This is a genomic window from Sphingosinicella microcystinivorans (genome assembly GCF_027941835.1).
GTDB lineage: Bacteria > Pseudomonadota > Alphaproteobacteria > Sphingomonadales > Sphingomonadaceae > Sphingosinicella.
Genome location: NZ_CP116005.1, coordinates 2,873,082 through 2,891,432 on the forward strand (window position 1 = coordinate 2,873,082; position 18,351 = coordinate 2,891,432).

Below are 18,351 nucleotides of genomic sequence, written 5' to 3' on the forward strand. Positions count from 1 at the left end.
GAGAAACCGCGTGATCTGACTGGCTTCACACAAGGCCAGATCACCGGCGATCTGCTGGAGCAACTCGAACGCTGGCGGCTCAGCTAACCCAGTTTGGTCACGCTCACACGGCGGGGCGCAATGGCAGGTCTGCAAGCGCCGCGATATCCACGCCTGACGGACGCTGGAACAAGCGCAGGCCGAACTCGGGCATGATGGCAATAAGATGGTCGAAGATATCGGCCTGTATGCCCTCGTAGTCGCCCCATGCCGTCGTGCTGGCAAACGCATAGATCTCCAGCGGCAGACCATGCTCGCTGGGCGCGAGCTGGCGCACAAGCAGCGTTTTGTCATCAGCAATATCGGGCCGTGACTTCAGATAGGCATGTACATAGGCACGGAAGGTGCCGATGTTGGTCAACCGCCGGCTGTCGAGCACCTGTTGTCCGGCATGGCCCGCGTTCCAGCGTTCCACTTCCTCCTGCTTGGCCTGGAGATAGTCGCGCAACAGGCCGAAGCGCGAAAGATCGGCGAGACTGCCATCATCGAGAAAATGGACACTGTTCTGGTCGATCATCAGCGAGCGCATGATCCGTCGACCGCCCGATTCCGACATGCCGCGCCAGTTGCGGAAACTTTCATTGATCAGCCGGTGAGTGGGGATGGTAGTGATGGTCTTATCGAAATTCTGCACTTTCACAGTATGCAGCGCAATGTCGATCACATCCCCGTCGGCGTTGAGCTGCGGCATTTCGATCCAGTCACCCAGCCGGATCATGTCATTGGAGCCGATCTGCACCGAGGCGACCAGCGAAAGGATGGTGTCCTTGAATACCAGCATGAGCACTGCGGCCATCGCTCCCAGACCGGAGAGCAGCAGCAAGGGCGAGCGGTTCATCAGCACGGCGATGATGAGGATGGTCGCAGCACCGTAAATGAGCATCTTGCCGACCTGGACATAACCCTTGATCGGGCGATCGGCGGCGTCAGGACGACGTTGATAGATGTCGTTCGCCAGTTCCAGCCCGCCGCACAGCGCAATCGCGATCGTCAGGATGATGAAGCCCGCGCACAGGCTCTGGACAAGACCGATCACACCCACCGGTATATGAGGCACCGCGACGATGCCGTTCTGGATCACGAGTGCCGGCACGATATTGGACAGACGCGCCACGATGGCGCCGATATGCCGGGCTTCGACCTGGAACGGGAAGCGGTCGAGCACACGCATGACGATCCTGTGCACGATCAGCTTCGCGACCCAATTGGTCAGCCAGGCGAACAGCAGGAGAAGAAGCAGGGATAAAGTTGCCTGCATCCAGGGCTCGGGCATCCAATCCTGTATCAGATGATCGACTTGGAATCGGGCGTTGAAAGGATCGGTCATCAATCTTGCTTCTTCTCGGAAAACGGATCGTGGTGGAGCGACCGGCCCGCCGTCTCCGGCATGAACCGCAGAGCGACAAGGCCAACGAGACAGGCAGCCATCATGTAGAAGGCAGGCATCAGTTCGTTGCCGGTCACGGTGATGAGCGCACTGCCCATGGCAGGCGCGGTGCCACCGAAGATGGAGGTGGAGATATTATAGGCGATGGCAAAACCGGCGAAACGCACCGAAGTGGGGAACAGTGCCGGGAATGTCGCGGAAATGGTCGCGAGCTGCGGCACGTAGAGCAGACCCAGCAGGATAAAGCCGACGATCGCTCCGGCAAAACCCGTCGCCATCAGCATATAGAGCGGTACTACGGCCACCAGCAGTCCGATCAGCGACACTCTCCACATGACGCGCCGCCCGACCCGGTCGGAGAGGCCGCCGGCGAGCGGCACGAACATCATCATGAACAGCATACCGATGATCGGCACGATCAGTGCCTCGTCGGGCGAAAGGCCGATGCGCCGCTGGAGATAAGTCGGCATGTAGCTAAGCAGCGTGTAGTTCACCACATTGAGGGCGACGACCAGGCCGCCCACGACGAGCATCGGCTGCCAGTGCCGCCGCATGAGCAGAGCCAGAGGCGGTGTCTCCGCTCGCTTGCCGGCATGGCCTGCCTCGCGGAAGATCGGCGTGTCCTCCATCCGCGAGCGCAGATACATGCCGATGAGGCCCATAGGCGCCGCAATGAGAAACGGGATGCGCCAGCCCCATTCGTGCATCGCCGCATCGCCCAGCAGCAGCGAGAAGGCCAGCATCAGGAAAGCACCCAGGGAAAAGCCCGCCAGCGTCCCGAATTCCAGGAAACTGCCGTAAAAGCCGCGCCGGTCGTCCGGCGCGTATTCGGCCATGAAAGTCGCCGCCCCGCCATATTCGCCGCCGGTCGAGAAACCCTGCACCATGCGCAGCAGGATCAGCAGCGTGGGCGCCCAGAAACCGATGTCGGCATAATCAGGGATCAGCCCGACGCAGAAGGTCGCACCGGCCATCAGCAATATTGTGAAGGCCAGCACTGACTTACGCCCCAGCCGGTCGCCCAATGGCCCCCAGAAGAGACCACCCAGCGGCCGGACGAGGAAGGAAATGGCGAACGTCGCCAGTGCGAACAGGACGGCCTCGTCCACATCGCCGGGAAACAGCGCCGCAGAGATATAAGTCACGCCATAGGCATAGATGCCATAGTCAAACCACTCGGTCGCGTTGCCCAACGCCGAGGCGGCAATGGCGCGTCGAAGCGTCGCCCGATCCGTCACTGGTTGCGGCGGGAGAGCATCGGGAAGATCAGAGGAAGCGCTCATAGCGATTGTCCTGTGGCCGGGGGTTCATCGTCGGCGGTATTGGGATCGAGGAGCGAAGCCACCGGCGTCGTGCGGGGCACGATCTGAAATTCCTGCTGCTCGGATACGGGCACCGCTTCCGTTGCGGCCTGCCGCCATATGCCGAAGAGCAGCGTTATCACCGCGCAGAGCGCGACGAAGAGGAACAGTCCGGTTGTCCCGGCCAACGTCATGACAATTGCAGCACCGACAGGGCCGAGCGCTGCGCCGATGGAATAGAGCAGCACCAGCCGGCTACTCGCCGCCACCCTTTCGGTGGCGAAGAGCCGATCGTTGCAATGCGCGACGCACAGCGGATAGAGCGCGAAGCTGAGACCACCGAACAGCCCACCGAGCGCCATCAGCAGCAATCCACCTGATGTTAGCAGCGCCAGCGCCACGCTAACAGCCAGAGTGGCGGCAAAACAGCCGATGATGACGCCCCGCCGGTCATAACGGTCGGACAGCCGCCCCAGCGGCCATTGGAGCGCAACACCACCCAGGATCACGATCATCATGAAATTGGCAGTCTGCGTCAGATCCAGTCCGAGCCTTCGGACATGGACCGCTCCCAGGCCATAGAAGGCGCCCAGCATCAGTCCTGTCGAGACCGCTCCCATCGCTCCCAATGGTGAAGCGGACCAGAGCGATCGGATCGAGAAGCCGCTCGGCTCGTCGGGCACAGGCGCAGTACTTCGCGTCAGACACAACGGGATAATTGCCAGCGAAATAAGGATCGAGGCGATCTGGAAAGGAATTGCGGGCAAGGCACCGCTCGCTCCCAGCAGCAATTGGCCGATGGCCTGTCCGGAATAGAGCGCCACCATATAGGCCGCGAGCACACTCCCTCGGGTCTGCTCATCCGCCCGATCGTTGAGCCAGCTTTCGAGGCAGATGAATACACCCGCCACGCACAGGCCGTCGATCAAGCGCAAGCACGCCCACATCAGCGGATCACCGAGCAGCACATAAGACAGAGTGCTCGCCGACAGCAGCGCGACGAAGGCGGCGAAAGCACGGATATGGCCTACGCGCCGAACGATTGCGCCCGCCCGGACCGCACCGATCACCAGGCCAACAAAATAGGCGGTCGCGACCACGCCGATCGCGATCGTGCCCGCGCCTGCGCGCTCTATCCTCAGGCTGATGAGCGTGGTGAGAAAACCGCTTCCCGCCATCAGCATGAAAATGGAGAGCAGCAGACTGCGAACGGGTTGGATGACGGCAAGCACGCGTACGAAGTCTAGGCCGCGCGCTGGGTTTCGACTTTGCCCCCGTCCGTCTCGACGAGCGCGCGATGCAGCGCCCTGATCGCACTCTCGAACTTGTCGACGTCGACGATGAACTGAACGTCGACATTGCGGATCTGATGCTGCATCGCGACGATATCGATTCCGGCTTGTGCCAAGGCGGCAAGTGCGTCGGACACCAATGCCAGGCGCGATATGTCGCTGCCGATCACCGACACCATGGCCACCGGATGCGCGGAGATCGACGCATCGGGATAGCGCTTCTGCAAATCGTCGATCACCTGGGAAATCGTCGCCGCGTCGGTCGACAGATAATGGGTGATCGTATTGGCGTTCGACGATTTGCTGACGATCCACGCTCCGTGCCGGGTAAGCGCCTCCAATATGGCGGCGTCGTAGCCCTTCACGCCGACCATATCCTGCTCGAAGAACTGGAGGGCCTGGGCATGGCGAATGCCCGTCACGATCTCGACGCGAGGCGTGTCGGAAACATAGTCGCCGCAGATCAGCGTGCCTTCATCCTCCCGGTCGAACGTGTTGCGCACGCGCAGCGGAATATCCGTTTGGCGCAGTCCGCGCCCGGCGCCGGGATGGATCGCCTCCATGCCGAGATTCGCGAGCTGATCGGCCACGTCGTAATTGGTTCTGCCGATCTTGCGGGCCTTGTCGGCGCCGACCAATTTGGGGTCTGCGCTCGACAGATGAAATTCCTTGTGAATGATGGCTTCCCGAGCGCCCGTCAGCACGGCGATGCGCGAAAAGGTCATTTCCGAATAACCTCGTGCATAGCGGCGCACCATGCCTTCGGCGCATTCGGCATAGCCCGTAATGATGGGCAACGTGGTGGCAAGATCGATGGGCTTCAGCGCCTCAACGATGCATTCGTCCAGATCGTGCATGTCCTGCTGATCCCAAAGCGTCAGGTCGACGAACCGCCCATTGACGCCGCGATCGCGAAGCAGCAGCGCGGTGCTGTGTGCGCTATGGGCTTCGCCCAATCCGGCAAGCAGTTCGCGCACCGTCACTAGTTGCTCCTTGAGGCAGAAGCGGCCGTGACTGCGCAGCCGCGCCAGATCGTCAAGGCAAGCGGAGACGGCATCGATCCGCATGTTGACAAAGGTATCGGCGTTTTTGAGGCTCTCGCCCCGAGCGAACATCTCCGCATTGCGTACATGCATGGCCCGGCGCACATCCGACATGGCGTCGCGCCAACCGTTGGCGCCGTCATCGGCGACAAAGCGCGCATAGACGCCCGGCTTGCCGCTCTTCTTGTGCTCAAGCAGCAGATCCGTCATCCCGGCATAGGCCGATACGACGAAAATGCGATTGTAGAGATCAGCCCCTTTGCGGCCGGCAATCAGCACATTGTCGAACAGTGTGGCCGTAGCCGCCATGGACGTGCCGCCGATCTTCTCGACGCTGTGCGCTCCCTTCATGCCGGCGCCTCCTCCACCAGCGAGCCGGAGACCGGCTGGACCATCTGCGGCACGCCGCGCGCGGCAATGAAATCGGGGCGCGGCTTTTCGACGCCAAAGGGCGCGGCCAACGCATTACTGACGGCGTTGTAGACCAGGAAGGCGTTCGCGCGCGGGAACGGAGTGATGTTGCCGTTGGACCCGTGCATGACATTGCAGTCGAAGATGACCACCGTGCCCGGCTTGCCCGTCGGTGCGACGATCCCATTCTTGTGCGCCAGTTCGGCAAGACTGTTCTCATCTGGAACGCCATATTCCTGACGTTTCAGCGACATCCGGTAGTGGTCCTCCGGTGTCTCTCCCACGCACGTCAGGAACGTGCGATGCGATTCCGGAATCAGCATCAGCGGGCCGTTATGCGGCGTATTTTCCGCCAGCAGGATCGACATCGAAAGCGCGCGCATGCGCGGCATTCCGTCCTCGACATGCCAGGTCTCGAAATCGCTGTGCCAGTAGAACTCCTTGCCCTGGAAGCCCGGCTTGTAGTTGAGCCGCGACTGATGGATGTAGACTTCGTCGCCCAACAGGAAGCGGGCGACACCGGCAAGGCGCTCGTCGGCGGCCAGGCGCGCGAGAACGCGGCTCTGGGCATGGATCTTGAAGATAGAGCGGATTTCCCGCCCACCCGGTTCGGTGATGACCGTTTCCTCTTCCAGCGCGTCGGGATCGGCCAGCAGCGTGCCCGCTTCCCTTTGCAGGAAAGCGATTTCGTCGTCCGAGAAAATGTTCTCCAGAACCAGAAAGCCATCACGATCGAACCAGGTGACCTGCTCGTGGCTCAGCGGTGCGCCCTCGAACCAGTCATTGTGGACCACGGGATCGAGGCGCGGCAAAAATTCCGCCACTTCGGCGTGACGGGACGGGTAGATGTCTTTCATGGGACTTCCCCCTTTCTATTTCATAGTCAGATTCAGTCGGTAAGTGCGGCTTCGGCGGGATAGGCGCCGTTCTCGTCATGCACCTCGCGGCCCGTGACCGGTGGATTGAACACGCAGGCGCACAAGATGTCGGTTTCCGGGCGCACGATATGCTTGTCATGTGCATTGAGCGCATACATCACGCCCGGCGCGAGCTCATGCGTTACGCCCGCACCCAGATCCTCGATCGTGCCGTTTCCCTTGAGCACCAGAACCGCCTCCAGGTGATTCTGGTAATGCATGTGCAGTTCCTCGCCCGCGAACATCGTGGTGACGTGGAACGAGAAGCCCATGCCGTCATCCTTCAGCAGCAGGCGCGCGCTTTCCCAGCCATTCGACTTCACGTTGCGGTCGGATTTACGAATGTCCTGGAGTTTGCGGACGATCATAGGTCATTCCTTTCCTTATTCCGCGGCCACGCCATAAGGGGCCGCCAGCACCGCGCGGATGCTTTCCTCAAGAATGTCGAGGCCAGCAGAGAGAGTTGCGTCGTCGATGACGAGCGGGGCAAGCACCTTGACGATTTCGTCATGGGCGCCGCTGGTCTCGATGATAAGGCCCCGCGCGAAGCAGGCGGTGGTGATGGCGGCGGCGACTTCGCCCGTCCCCACGTTGATCCCGCGCATCATGCCCCGGCCACAGACCGACAGGCCATGCTCCGCCGCCATGGCTTCCAGACGCCGTTCGAGCAGCGCGCCGCGCCGGGCGATATCCTGCTGGAAGGCGTCGTCGCTCCAGAAATGGCGCAGCGCGGCGGTCGCGGTCACGAAGGCATGGTTGTTACCCCGAAACGTACCGTTGTGTTCGCCGGGCGACCATTGGTCGAGTTCCGGGCGGAACAGCGTCAGCGCGAAGGGCAGGCCCATCCCGGACAGCGATTTCGCCAAAGTGACGATATCGGGTGTGAAGCCCATTCCCTCGAAGCTGAAGAAACCACCGGTACGGCCGCAGCCCGCCTGGATGTCGTCCACGATCATCAGGGCGCCGTGACGCCTCGCGATCTCCGCGATCTTGCGCAACCATTCGGACGACGCGGTGTTGAGGCCGCCTTCGCCCTGCACCGTTTCGACCAGGATGGCAGCAGGTGCATCGAGACCGCTTGACGGGTCCGACAAGCGGCGTTCCAGCAGATCGGCTGTATCGACCTCCGGCCCATGATAGCCGTCGTAGGGCTCGTGAGCGACATGGCTGAGTGGCACGCCCGCACCAGCCCGCTTGGACGCATTCCCGGTGCAGGCCAGAGCTCCCAGCGTCATTCCGTGGAACCCGTTGGTGAAAGCAATCACCAGTTCCCGCCCCATCACCTTGCGGGCCAGCTTGATTGCCGCTTCCACCGCATTGGTCCCGGTTGGCCCTGTGAACATCGCGCGGTAGTCCAGCCCGCGCGGCTTCAGGATGAGCATTTCCAGCGCGTCGAGAAAATCGGCCTTGGCGTCGGTGTGCAGGTCAAGGCCGTGCGCGATGCCGTCCGCGGCGATATAGTCCAGCAGCGCGGTCTTCAGCACGGGATGGTTGTGGCCGTAGTTCAGCGTCGAGCAGCCCGACAGGAAGTCCAGATAGCGGCCGCCCTGATTATCGTGCATCCACACGCCTTCGGCCGTCGTGAACTGGCGCGGCATGGCCCGCGCATAGCTGCGCACGGCGGATTCCCGTCGCTCATAGATCCGCGTGTCAGGAATGGCCGATGTCGGCTTGGGAAGGGTGATGGTCATGTCATCCATTCTCCTCGGAGGATGTGCCGCCCGTGGGCAACGGGCCGATGCGCGCCTGCCACTCGGTGGCGTGGGCGCCGGCAAAGTGCGCATCGCGTTCGAAGCGCGCGCTTTTGTGCAGGGAAACCCGCCATTTGCGCGCGAGGCCCTCGAACAGCGCCCAGGATGCCCGGTTATCGTCAGTGACGGTGGTGATGAGGTGCGCGACGCCCGCGTTCTCTGCCCGGGCCAGCAGCGCTTCGATCATGCGGCCGGCAAGGCCCTGACCACGCGCCGCCTCCGCGACCGCGACTTGCCAGACGAAGAAATCGTCGGGCGCGGATGGTGGACGGTAGCCCGATACCCAGCCCATCAATTGGCCGTCCCGTTCCGCGACAATGCAGAAGTCGGCGAAGTCGGTGCATTGCAGGAGGTTGCAATAGGCCGAATTCGCATCGAGCGGCGGGCAAGCCGCGATCAGTGCGGTGACAGCCGGCCCATCAGTTGCGGCCGGCTTGCGAAGTCTAAAGTCCTGCCCCTTGCTCCGACTGGAGCGTGCAGAAGCTCGTGGCGGCGTGGCAGCCGCCATAGCTTGGGATTTGAAGATTGTTCATCTCCCGAAGTTATTCTCAGATATGGAGAAGCGTGCCCGTCCCCGTTTCGCCGCGAAACATACTCATCTATGATATATTTTCAACCCCCGGCGCAGAAATTATATTTCGTAGAATGAAGGATATGATGGAGGAGTGGAGCCTAAAGCTCTCTTCCTGTTGGCGTCCTCTGTGCGTTCCGGCTATGTACCCGCGCATGGATTTCGAGATCGCCTCCCGGACCCTGCGCGCGCTGCGCCGCGCATTACGGGCGATCGAAATCGGTCGCCGCCAACTGGCGACCGCGACCGGGCTGACGCCCTCGCAACTGCTGGTCTTACGCGAGATCGATATGCGCGGGTCAGCAACTCCCGGCGCGATCGCCCAGGCATTGCAATTTAGTCAGGCGACAATCACCGCTATCGTTGATCGTCTCGAATCGCTGGACTTCCTCCAACGACAGCGCAGCGAGAGAGATAAGCGCCAGTACCATCTGAGCATCCTGCCAGCCGGTAAAACAGCACTGGCCGATGCGCCGGATCCGCTGCAGATGATTTTCACGGACCGTTTCGTCGCGCTGCCGCCATGGGAGCAGGCCATGATCCTGGCGGCGGTCGAGCGCCTCGCCACGCTGTTAGATGCACAGAACATCGACGCCGCGCCTTTGCTCGATAGCGGACTAATCGATCGCTCTACTCCCGTCTGATTGGGTGTGCTCACCGCACATCGCTTCACTCCGGATGCAGTGAAAATTACGGAAATCGGCGCGCGAACTACCGCATATTCAAAGCTGAAGACCAAGATGCGCGATCGGCAGGTCTCTCCAACATCCCCGTCGTTCGAAGTTACAGGCATGTCATCGATAGATGCTGCGAATTATCTCCCCACTTCCCGCCTTCCGAGCGGGCAGCCCCGGTCAAGAATTATGGCAGCTCCAATAATCAGCGACTGGCATTCTGAATAACGGTATCGAGGCGCTAAGGCATGGCAGGAGAGAGGCCCTGGCCCTACCCCAAAACAACGGCATACCGCCGGGAGGACTACGCTAATTCCGCACCATGCCGCCCACTGCCGCCGTACCTACGATTTTTGAGAATGGTGCCCCAAGGCGGACGAAAGCGATGAGTATGAATCGCCGCTTTTGCTACGCTAGGGCCGCATTTCTCCGCCTCGCACCGCCTATTGCCGCCGTCAAATACCTCAGGGTAATATGACGTAAGTGTAAGCCACACATCCACTGTCAGATTTGAAATCTAACGTTAATATACCTGCCATTCAGGGCTGCGTTCCTGATGGACAGATTACACCAACATCACCATCATTCGAGAGTTCAGTTGCGTTCCCCGAAAGCTGTCGTCCATTCCGTCGCCTAAAGTCCGACCCGACATGTCTCTACGGCGGCGTCCTGTGGTCGTCGTAGATCATGCGTCGTGTTAGGTAGATTTGATCCGCATGTATCGCAGGACCTCTGCGCAAACGGCGTGATCGCCGAGATCCGCGATCATTTCGTCGTCGACCTTATCCAACGTCCCGCCAAGTGCCCACTCCACAGCTTTGTGACCTGCAGGCAGCATCGCCGCGATCTCTTCGGCAATCCCGCGCTCGCGATCCGCAAGGGTCCAGACGGTAAGGAGCAACAACACGCGGCGCTTCGGATGGGACGCTATCGCTTCGGCCACCGAACGAATGGCATCGACTTCGCCTCGCCACCCCAGCAGCATGGCGAGTGCGGCCGCGACCGGCTCGTAGCGCGTTGCGATGAGTTGCGACGTGATGGCGTCGATAAGCCCTTGGTCCAGCTCAGAGCCTGCAGCAAGCAAGGCATAGGCCGCCGACTTGCGCACTCGGGCTCTGCCGGGCTCAACTGCCAGATCGAAAATCTGCGTTTGGATGGCAACGTTGGCGGTCTTCGCAAGCAGGTCCAGAATCGCGCCGCGAACATCGGGGTCCGAAGTATCGATGGCGATCGTATAGAGCGCCGCATCGTCGGCCGCTCCCAGCGGCGCGATTTCCGCGAGCGCCGCTATCGCCGTCTGCGCGATGGGGTAGTCGTCGCTGTCGCTGCCGTAAGTTTGCGAATGCCTCGACCACTGATCGCCGGCGAGTTTGACCAGAGTGGACTGGTGCACCGCAGACGGCTTTGACCTGAGGAGGTCGACCAAGGCGCGGCGCACCGGGCTGGCCCGGTGCGCGGCAAGGTCCAGCACGCGTTGGGGAAACGGCGTCTCCAATGGAGAGGCAAAAACAGTCAATGCGGCCGCCGCCACATGCGCGAAGCGGTGGCCGATCGCCGCTTCGATCTCGGAGCTCATGCCGTGCCGAATGGCGGCGTGGAGGCCGTCGATAGCCGTCGCGGGATCACTGGAGGAATTTAGTGCCCAGCGGACATCATCCTCGACGGGAAGCACGATGTAAGCATCGAGAGCAAGCCGGAATGCCCGGACATGGTCGGTGGGCTCCGAAAGACCCGTGAGAAAATCTTGCGCGGCAGCGGACAGAACCGGGTCTTCCTTGGTTCGCAAGGCGAGTGCGGCATCGCATATATCGCGGTATGGAGCGGGCAATTGCGCTGCCGCCGCTTCGGCAGCCTCGACATGCTTGTCGCCGTCGAGTGACTTGCCGCTGCGCAGATAGGCAAGGCTGCGTGCGATCTCGATCAGCCGGTTGTATGCCTGCTTCTGGGCGAGATCGGCAATGATCGCCGGCCACGATTCTGCCAGGTTCTCCACGGCGCACGCTAACGCGGCTTGTTCGGTAAGCTCCTGCGGCGAGCCTTCGACGACACGCGTGCCGAGCTGCGCCGCGTAGCGATCATCCCACCTCTTGGCGAGAATATACCAGATGTCGTCTTCGTCATCCGTGCCGAAGCCTGCCTGAAACGCCCCCGTTAGTTCCTCCGGATCGATCGCCGCATCGCGTGCCTGTTTGGCAAGTTCGCGCAGCCAAAAGGAACGAAGCCGCTCAGCGTGGCGATGCTGAGCGAGCCGCTGCCAGCCCTTCTCCTGTCGCACGCGCGAGACATAGGCTTCGAGAAACTCACCGGCCGTATGCCCGTCATCGTTTTCCGAAAGATGCTGGGCGTAGTCGTCGCTATAGACGTCGTTAGCGATGTCGAGGCGTAATTCCGCCGCGTCAGCCAGTTCCTTGGCCGAGGGCGTGAGTACCTTGATCGCGGTATCGACCACCGCCTCGAAGCCTTCAAGATCGTCGAGCGCGCCCGCAGCAATGGCATCGTCCGAGGAGATATAGCCATAATGGACGGCCTGTCCCGCCGCCGCGAGAAACGCAGGTGTCAATTCGCCAGAAAACCGCCTGAGGTCTGCCACGAAGCTCGCCGGATACATCGTGCGATCGCGAGGCAGAACGGTGCGGATGAAAGTCTCAAGAAGCGGCTTGGTCGAGAGATCGTCGGCGCGGGCCTGATACCATGCGCCGGGGTGATCTGGGCGTCCCCAACGGTCTAGGCCGGCAAAGCTGCGATCGGGACGGTGCAGTAGGAATCGGGCGAGTTCGGCCTGGTTGCTGGCGGGCGACCCCGCGCGCGCAGCAAGGTCAAGGTTGGCCTCGAAGTCCTTCCCACCTTCAGTAAGCCGCGCCTCGAGCCAAGCGTCGATGTGTGGCCATGCTGCCTCCCCCGGCCTCACGCCGAACTTGTCGCGCAGTCGTCCCAATATGCGCGCGGCGGCGCCCGCCCTCAGGCTGCGCCTGGACCTTCATCGGAGACCAGCAACTCAACCAAGTGACGAAGAATGCCGCGAACGTCCTGCCGATGCCCGCTCTTTTCGAGAGTGCGAAGGATTCCGGCTTCGACACGCGGATGATAGTAAGTGATGATGCCGCCATCACCTTGCCGAAGGTTTCGGGCGGCGACGAAGAAATCGACCAGCGGCGAGAGGCCGCGTTCGAGCGCAACGTTGCGATCGGCAAGGCCGTCCTCGATCTCGCGAAGCACCCCGCGCGTGACCTTGTCGCTGGCGATCAGAAGAGCATAGAGGATCGCGGCAGCACGGACGTCGCGCCGCTCCTCGATCTGGTCGATGACGGTCTGCTCAATCGAGTTCACGTGCGCAGCGTCGATCGCCCCTGCGACGAAGCCCGGAGGGTTCTTCAACCCCTCACGGTCTTGGGTCCGCATCGCGTCGAAGAACTTCTGGATCTCGTAGGGCGTCGCCAGCTTGTCGAGCACCTTGCGCTCGGCTCCCCGGGCCAGCGGCTGAAGCTCGCGCGACAGGCTGTCGATACGGGTGCGATAAAGCCGCTGCCGCTCGGCCTTGCCATAGTTTTCAGCTTCGAGGTTCACGATCCAGGGCTTGACGGTGTTGAGCGCCTTGGACTCCGACGCCACATCGAGCCTCGAGGTGGCGACGATCATCGCGTCAGGTCGCGCGTCTGCAAGGAAATCCGCAAGCTTGGTGTTCCACGGGCGGCTTCTGGGGTCAAAGTCGAAACGGCCCCACGGGTCTTCGATGTCGAACAACACCGGACGGGGAGTCATATCGTTGGCTAGCTGCGAGGGACCGAGGCTGATCGGCACGCGGGTCAGCCCCGGGTTCGCCGCATGCAGCTCTTCATAGAGTTTCTTCGTCGCCAGCGTCTTTCCGGTCCCCGACTGGCCGATGATGATGGCCGCCGACTGGTTCACCATTGCCGCACGCAGATCGTTCCAGTTGTTGGGATGGACGTAGTGCTCGAGTTCCGGTGCGCTCGCGAGATAGCCTTCGTGCTCGCGGACAACCGTCTCGATCTCCGCCCGCCGCCAGCGTCCTGCCCCGGCGCCCGCGATACGAGCGCGGGCATCTTCGCGCAGCCTGGTGCGGCAAGTCTCAAGCCGGGAATTGGGAACCCGGCACCCTTCGGTCAGGAGCCGGTCGATGTCGCCGCGCAACCGCTCATCGTCCTGATTGGCGATGACCGCGACACGCCCGGAAATGTCATGGGCGATACCATTGGCGATGACCTGCGGCATCGCTGCCGGTTTCGGCCATGAGCCCGGCTGCCGGCGTCTCAGTTTCCTAGCGTCCCCATTGAGGCCAGCGCTCGTAACCAGGAGGTAGCGCGCCGAAGCCATCTTCAGGCGTTCGGCGGCCGAGATCCGCGTATCGCTGCCATGTTTGAGGAGCGCCTTGAGCCTGGTCGGCGTCCACGCGTCACCCCCATACCGTTTCGCCTGCACGATCAATGTGTAGTCATCGATCGAGGCTCGGCTGACGACGCGGCCCGGTTCGATGTCGGCTACCGTCGCCTCGAGATCCTCCTGGCTGGCCGGCTCGAGGATCAGCGTGTCAGTCGTTCCCGTCACGAGAACGAGGTCAAGCGCCAACCAGACAGAGACGTCGATCTGGTATTCATATCCGGCTAAAGAGGCAGAACCTGCCCCCGATGCTTCGTCGCTTTCGTCAATGCCCTGCGACATTAATCATCTCTGTAACCTTGCTGACATTGTATGGTCTATCCTCACCATTCATAGCCGCACTTCAACAAGAGGGTAGCAAGAACTGCTCGAATAGCCCCCGGGGGCTATGCGGCAAGGACTGAGCGCGAGAAGTAAAAGATTATTCTTTTTAATTAGCAGCGCGTGCAGTCGTCGTCTCCGCAATCGAGGTAATATGCCTAAGTTTTGGAATGGCGAACTGAAGCAAAAAAGAGGCTCTCAGACGAGAAGAACGCGAAGATCCGGAACCGCCGGCGCAATCACTTGAATGAAATCCCGGTCGGACGTGACGACGACATAGTTTCGTTCAAGCGCCTGTGCCGCAATCCAGAGATCATTCTCATCGATCTGCAGAAGCTGGCCGCTCACACGATCGGTCCAGGCCTCGACCCAGCGTGGAATACGGCGCCTGATGTCAAGCCGCGCCAGCGCGACGCTCGACTTGACGATCGCGAAGGCATCTGCCGTGTGCCTTGTGACTTCGGCCAGCGGATGCGCCTCGGTGCTGAGGAGGCACGCTTCGATATGCGTGAGTGGCTGGCTTGCGGCGCGCGCGAGCGCCAACCCGAACCTGAGCTCGCCGACCGTCACTACCGATACAAGCTGCGCGGCTTGCGCCGGTAAGGCGGCGACTGCCTGGCGGACGGCGATATGATTGGGTCTCCGCGCGTCATAGAGCACGGACACAAGGTTCGTATCGAGCAGATAGGTGTCCATCCGCTACTGGACGTAAAGCCTGAGCCGCTCAATCTCGTGCTCAGGCGCCGGCGTGAAGACGTCGAGCGCCCAGGCGCCGGTGTTTTCGCGTAGCAGTGGGCCGATATATTCGTGCAGCGGGAGGTAGGCGGTAAAGTTTTCGGGGAACCAGCCCTTGAAGGGATGTGCGACACGTCGCTCAGCTTCGTGCCCGCGAAACGCCTCGAGCAATCGCCGTTCCAGACGAGGAGGCAGATCGAAGGCCTTCAAGAGCTGCGCATCGATATCGATCAGTAAGGCTTCCAGCCGCTCGTCGATCTCAGGCGTGCGCAGCGCATAGGCTGCGGCCGCACCAAGCGCCTCGCGGTAGCGCCACACCGCGGCGACCACATCGCCAAGCGCGCCTCGCTTTGGCAACGGCAACTGCTTCATGACTACGTTGGTGAGATGCTGGTTCGAGGCCCGCTCGAGGACGAAGGCGCTCGCCAGCGGGCTGTTGATCAGCGCTTCGATCGCTTCCACGGGCAAGTCCGACGTGGTTGGCCAGATGCCAAAAAACGCCTGCGACGGCACAAGCCCGCTCGTGTCGAGCGCCCCGTCCAGCCGCCAGGGGCCGCGCGACCGGCGCGCCACATTAACCAGTATTTTGGGTTTGTCCCAGGCGCGCGTGAGTGGACCGAGCCGATACGCGGATTCTTCGCGCATATCGACGAAACCGGTCGTGGTGATACCAAATTGAAGAAGCGAGTCCGCGGGCTTGAAAACACCTCTGGCAAAGCCCTCCCGAGGGACTGCGCTCCAGCCGGCGGATTGGCTGATCCACTGAAGGCCGCGATGAACTTCGGCCTGGCCACCAAGCACGGGATAGTCCGCTAGATATTCCCAGACCTCATCGAGCGCACCAATCCAAAGGTCACCCGAAGATACCAGCTTGGTGCGGCGGCGCTCGGTGGTGACCTTACCCGTCATGAGAAAATCCGGACGGCCTCGGTCGGTGACTTCGAGGGAGCGCAGCTGGCTCGGAAGACTCTTCCCATCAGCGTCGCGCTGGCCGGTCGCGATAATCACGGCCGCCTCCAGCCCGGCACGCTGAAAGATGCGGTCAGGAAGCGATGTCAGCTCGATCCGGTCATATGTGTCAGCGAGCAGTTGGCGCAGTTCACCATATTGCTTCTGGCGGAGAAAGCCTTGCGGCAAAACGAAACCCAGCGCTTGGGGCTTGGCTTCGATGAGCGTCCGTAGCACCGCCATCGGCTTCGAGAAGGACTTTGCCGCCATCTCGGGATAGCGCTGCCGCTCGTCGCTGTCGAAGTCCTCCCAGGGTGGGTTGCACAGGACGATGCGCTTGCCAGTGGCATCTGTCGCGAGCGTATCTTTCTCGAACAGGTCCTTGGGTGCGATCTTCCAGCCATTCGCGTTGGGATAATCAGCCAGGATCAGCGATAGCGTCGCGACTTCGCAGGCGAAGCTGTCGAGTTCCGCACCGCTGATCCGCTTGACGAGAAAAGCGTGCCGTTCCTCGCCGGTCAGCGTATCGGGAAGCTGATCGCGCAGATGCCGCAGCGCCGCGACGAGGAACATGCCCGCGCCGGCGAAGGGCTCGTAGATCGTGATGCCCTCAAGATCGAAGCGGCCCAGATCGAGTTGGCCAACGACATATTCGGCGACTTGCCTGGGGGTAGCGTGCGTGCCGAAGCGCTTACGCGTGTCTGCCGTCACCAACGTGTTTTCATAAACGAACGCCAAGCTGTCCGACGAAATGTTGCGGAAGGTGATGGCGCCACGAAGCGTCGTCCATGCAGTCTCCACGGCCGCCAACGGAAGGGTATCGACCGCAGGCCGCAGCATGTGATCGAGATGATAATAGGTCTCGATACCGGCGAGCACATCGCGCACAGGCGCGTCGATCCATGATGTCGCGTCAGGATGCTGGCGATCAATCAAAATCTTGGCAGCAAGGAGCCGGAAGGTCGTGCGGAAAACCGCTTCTTCGCGTTGCGGATCGTCAATCCCGGTCAGCAGTTGGGTAATGACCTCGCCGAGAAGCCGATCGAGCTTCACTTCGATCTCATGCTCAATCGCTGGCATCAGTCCCAGATCGACGAAGTCCAGCTGATAGGCTGCCTGGGTCTGGCCGAGCGACTTGGCGCGGTGGACGGCGTGCGGGTTCCAATTATTGGCATTACGCTGGAACAGCGCTTCGAGCTGGTCGAGCGGGACCCGTTCGCTCAGACGTGGCTTGCCTTCCGCGCCAACCCGCCAGACCCCAACATCTTCAGGGCCGATCGAGAACAGGATCGGCGCACCAAGCGCCCGGCGGCGCAGCACGGCGTCCGCGTCGTGCGCGCCGGTGATCACGCCGAAGGCGGCCGAGCGATAGGATTCGGGAACTTGCGTGAACGCTGCAAGCGCGACACATTGTTCCTCTCCCGCCTCCGACAGCACGTCAGCGAAGCTATAGTCGTGGATCAGCGATTCCGACCGATAGCCGATCGCACGTAGGCCAGCTTCGATTCTGGCGAGCGCGGTCACGCCGCGTCACCTTCGGCAGTGCGTAGCACGGTGCCGCCCTCTGCGTCAGCTGGCGCTTCGCTTCGGCGCAATCCCACCGCTGGGAAGAGCGGGAGCTGCGCGATCGGCTCGGAAACGCCGAAGCCCTGCGACAGCGCCTCAAGATGGGCGTTCAGCCGAAGCAGGATTGCATCCTGGTCGGTTGGCAACGGATCACTGCCACTGAGCAGCGCACAGCTCTCGAGCCCTAAGATGGCGAGCCGGTGGTTCCACAGGCCCGGGAAGGACCGGCCGTTCAACAGCTCGCGTGCGCGAAGCAGCAGGTCGCGATGAACTTGGAGCTCGATATGGAACCGGCTGCGCATAACGACGGCGAGACGGAGCAGCAGCACGGTCTGCCAGCCAAACTGAGCCTGCTGACCTTGGCGCGATGCCGGGATGTCAGGGTAAATGAGCCCGCGCCGCACGGTCCATTCGCGCAGCTGATCAGCCGAAAGGCCGGTCAGTTTCAAGACATCCCGGGATCCGATCAGGCGCACCATCTACCTCCGGTTCGGGTATGGCACCCGAACTCGGATCGGGTATCATACCCATTCTTATCGGTAAAGCACCTTGTTCTCGGTCCGTCCGCTCCACACGGCCTGTCCCATCGGCCCGCCCAATCGATCAACGTGCTGTCCGGCAGCTATCAAGATCAAGCAGGGCCGGGTTGTAACGATCAATAGGCGCACCGCTGCCTCCGCAGACAGCCGCAGCGGGAATGACAGCTATCACCGCCCTGCCGCCAAAATTGACCTGTCGGGATCGTCCGCGCCCCTGATCATTCAAGGGAGCGCAACCAGCCATTTCGCCCGAACGAGAATCGAACTGCCTGTCGTAACGCGCCGCCTAGCCTACGCTATTGAGCGATCTCACCAACGTAGGCCCGGCGATCAACGGCGGTGCACGGCGGCCTTAGCGTAGTGTGGCGTAGTAGCCACGGCGGTTTTGGTGCCCCAAGGCGGACGAAAGCGATGAATATGAATCGCGGCTTCTACTATGCTAGGGCCGCATTTTTCCGCAT

General features: G+C 61.7%; 14 protein-coding genes. 1 reads left to right on the plus strand and 13 read right to left on the minus strand.

The genetic code is table 11. From position 1 onward, the window contains the following. Positions 1-103: 103 nt before the first annotated feature. From PE061_RS13715 to ectA, 8 genes are read right to left on the minus strand one after another with little or no spacing between them, the layout of a single operon-like run. Positions 104-1,312 carry a mechanosensitive ion channel family protein gene (locus PE061_RS13715; protein ID WP_271259202.1) on the minus strand — a complete coding sequence of 403 codons (1,209 nt, stop codon included), beginning with the start codon at positions 1,310-1,312 and terminating at the stop codon, positions 104-106. 53 nt (positions 1,313-1,365) lie between these two features. After that, positions 1,366-2,709 (minus strand): MFS transporter, encoded by a 1,344-nt coding sequence (locus tag PE061_RS13720; protein WP_092958876.1) that lies wholly within the window; start codon positions 2,707-2,709, stop codon positions 1,366-1,368. After that, on the minus strand, positions 2,706-3,959 hold the full coding sequence (locus tag PE061_RS13725; RefSeq protein WP_092958878.1) for an MFS transporter: 1,254 nt from the start codon (positions 3,957-3,959) through the stop codon (positions 2,706-2,708). The genes PE061_RS13720 and PE061_RS13725 overlap by 4 nt, the downstream gene beginning before the upstream one ends. A gap of 11 nt (positions 3,960-3,970) precedes the next feature. Continuing rightward, a complete protein-coding gene (locus PE061_RS13730; RefSeq protein ID WP_092958880.1) occupies positions 3,971-5,413 on the minus strand; it encodes an aspartate kinase in 1,443 nt (480 codons plus the stop codon). After that, entirely contained in the window at positions 5,410-6,330 is a 921-nt protein-coding gene (gene thpD / locus PE061_RS13735; RefSeq protein ID WP_092958882.1) for an ectoine hydroxylase, read from the minus strand. The genes PE061_RS13730 and thpD overlap by 4 nt, the downstream gene beginning before the upstream one ends. 32 nt (positions 6,331-6,362) lie before the next feature. Continuing rightward, the gene (locus tag PE061_RS13740; RefSeq protein ID WP_092958884.1) at positions 6,363-6,758 is read right to left on the minus strand and encodes an ectoine synthase; all 396 of its coding nucleotides are present in this window, start codon (positions 6,756-6,758) and stop codon (positions 6,363-6,365) included. A gap of 15 nt (positions 6,759-6,773) precedes the next feature. Then, on the minus strand, positions 6,774-8,081 hold the full coding sequence (gene ectB / locus PE061_RS13745) for a diaminobutyrate--2-oxoglutarate transaminase (protein ID WP_092958937.1): 1,308 nt from the start codon (positions 8,079-8,081) through the stop codon (positions 6,774-6,776). 1 nt (position 8,082) lies between these two features. Beyond that, entirely contained in the window at positions 8,083-8,649 is a 567-nt protein-coding gene (gene ectA, locus PE061_RS13750) for a diaminobutyrate acetyltransferase (protein ID WP_092958886.1), read from the minus strand. Positions 8,650-8,867: 218 nt separating this feature from the next. Here ectA and PE061_RS13755 point away from each other — a divergent pair, with 218 nt between their 5' ends. Then, the gene (locus PE061_RS13755; RefSeq protein WP_175485352.1) at positions 8,868-9,356 is read left to right on the plus strand and encodes a MarR family winged helix-turn-helix transcriptional regulator; all 489 of its coding nucleotides are present in this window, start codon (positions 8,868-8,870) and stop codon (positions 9,354-9,356) included. Positions 9,357-10,083: 727 nt separating this feature from the next. Here the strand turns inward: PE061_RS13755 and PE061_RS13760 are convergent. The 5 genes from PE061_RS13760 to PE061_RS13780 form a co-directional block, all read right to left on the minus strand. Beyond that, positions 10,084-12,321, minus strand: coding sequence for a hypothetical protein (locus PE061_RS13760; RefSeq protein ID WP_271255827.1), 2,238 nt, complete (start codon positions 12,319-12,321; stop codon positions 10,084-10,086). A 23-nt stretch (positions 12,322-12,344) separates the two neighbouring features. Continuing rightward, a complete protein-coding gene (locus PE061_RS13765) occupies positions 12,345-14,063 on the minus strand; it encodes a hypothetical protein (RefSeq protein WP_271255828.1) in 1,719 nt (572 codons plus the stop codon). A 237-nt stretch (positions 14,064-14,300) separates the two neighbouring features. Continuing rightward, positions 14,301-14,798 (minus strand): PIN domain-containing protein, encoded by a 498-nt coding sequence (locus tag PE061_RS13770; protein ID WP_271255829.1) that lies wholly within the window; start codon positions 14,796-14,798, stop codon positions 14,301-14,303. A 3-nt stretch (positions 14,799-14,801) separates the two neighbouring features. After that, a complete protein-coding gene (locus tag PE061_RS13775) occupies positions 14,802-17,309 on the minus strand; it encodes an HsdM family class I SAM-dependent methyltransferase (protein WP_271255830.1) in 2,508 nt (835 codons plus the stop codon). After that, complete coding sequence (locus tag PE061_RS13780) at positions 17,306-17,830, minus strand: hypothetical protein (RefSeq protein ID WP_271255831.1); 525 nt, start codon at positions 17,828-17,830, stop codon at positions 17,306-17,308. Before PE061_RS13780 ends, PE061_RS13775 begins: the two co-directional genes overlap by 4 nt. Positions 17,831-18,351: the final 521 nt, after the last annotated feature.